The following is a 1,395-nucleotide window of genomic DNA, read 5'->3' as shown; positions in this document are numbered from 1 at the left end:
TTGTCAATCCCAATTCTGCATGTCCTCTCGCCGGGCCCTTGCTTCTGTACGGGGTCGGCGCATGGCCGCCACCTGTTGGGCTGCGTAAGAGGAACCGGCCGGCCAATCTACGGAGAGCGTGGTTTTGAACCGACTGCCCGGATGGCGGCCTGACCGGATCCATCGTCCCGGCGAAGGGACCCTGCTCGGGGAGAGCCTGGTGTCGTGGCCCGCCCAGAACTCGATCGATGCTCCCCTAGGTCGCGGCAGCCTTGGCCGCGGGGTTGAACGGCATGTTGTCGGCGAGCATGCGGTGAAGGATCACGGCAAGCTTGCGCGCCAGAGCCACCTTGGCTTTGCGCGGGCCGGCGCGCCTGGCGACCCGCATCGCCCAGCTCTTCAGCTGTGAGCAGTTCTTGACCGGCTTGGTCAGCATGATGTGCGCCGCCTGATAGAGCGCCTCGCGCACCGACGCATCGCCGACCTTCGTGATGCGGCCGCTATAGTCGGTCTCGCCGGACTGGTACCGTCTCGGCGTGAGGCCAAAATGCGCGCCTGTCGCCTTGGAGGATCGGAAGCGCTTGGGGTCGTCGATTGCGAACATGTAGGTCAGCGCGACGATCGGGCCGACGGCCGGCGTGGTCATCAACAGCTTGGCCTGCGGATGGGCCTTCGCGAGCTGTTGCACCTGCTTGTCCAGCTTCTTGAACTCGCGCAGCAGCACCGTATGAGCCTCGAGCAGCGCCTGCACGACCAGCGTCAGTCCCGAATGGCCAGCCACCAGCGCCTCGATTCGCGTCGCGAAGCTGCGATCGGTGGTCTTGCCGACCTTCAAGCCGAAGCCCCGTAGCACGCCGCGCAAACAGTTCTCGACGTCGTGCAGCTTCGATTGCAGCAGCTTGCGTGCCGTAAGAACCGCACGCATCTCCTGCGCCTCGATCGATTTGCAATGAACCGGACGGAACCAGCCAAGCCGCATCAGCTGGGCAATACCCCTTGCATCGTTGCGGTCGGACTTCACCGACATCGCCCTGAAGGCGTCACGCACGTGCCGCGTCTCCAGCAGTTCGACCCGCTGACCCGCCTCCTGCATCGCCGCATACAGCCATTGCGACAGCGGCCCTGCCTCCAGACCGATCCGCTCAACCTCGATGCCGAACTGCTTGAACCAGCCGATCAAGACTGCCGGCTCACTCTCGACTGCCGCTTCCCGAACGATCTTGCCCGCCCCATCGACAATGCAGACCGCCGAGGATTTCAAAGACACGTCAATTCCGGCATAGTGGTTCATGGTCGTCCCCTAATGATGCGAGGAGCGGGCTTGCCCGACTCCGTTGAACACCATCAATTTGAGGGACGACCACCTTTCCGCCAACCGGGCGGCACGCGAACGCGCTCCCAAATAGCGCAGGAGTG

At 63.8% G+C, this 1,395-nt stretch carries 1 protein-coding gene; it reads right to left on the bottom strand.

Going from position 1 to position 1,395, the window contains the following annotated elements:
* Window positions 1–235: 235 nt before the first annotated feature.
* Entirely contained in the window at window positions 236–1,270 is a 1,035-nt protein-coding gene (locus HL671_RS37805; RefSeq protein WP_041750297.1) for an IS110 family RNA-guided transposase, read from the bottom strand.
* Window positions 1,271–1,395 lie beyond the last annotated feature (125 nt).

Source organism: Bradyrhizobium denitrificans (genome assembly GCF_013179005.1).
Lineage (GTDB): Bacteria > Pseudomonadota > Alphaproteobacteria > Rhizobiales > Xanthobacteraceae > Bradyrhizobium > Bradyrhizobium denitrificans.
This window is presented reverse-complemented; position numbering and strand designations above follow the sequence as displayed.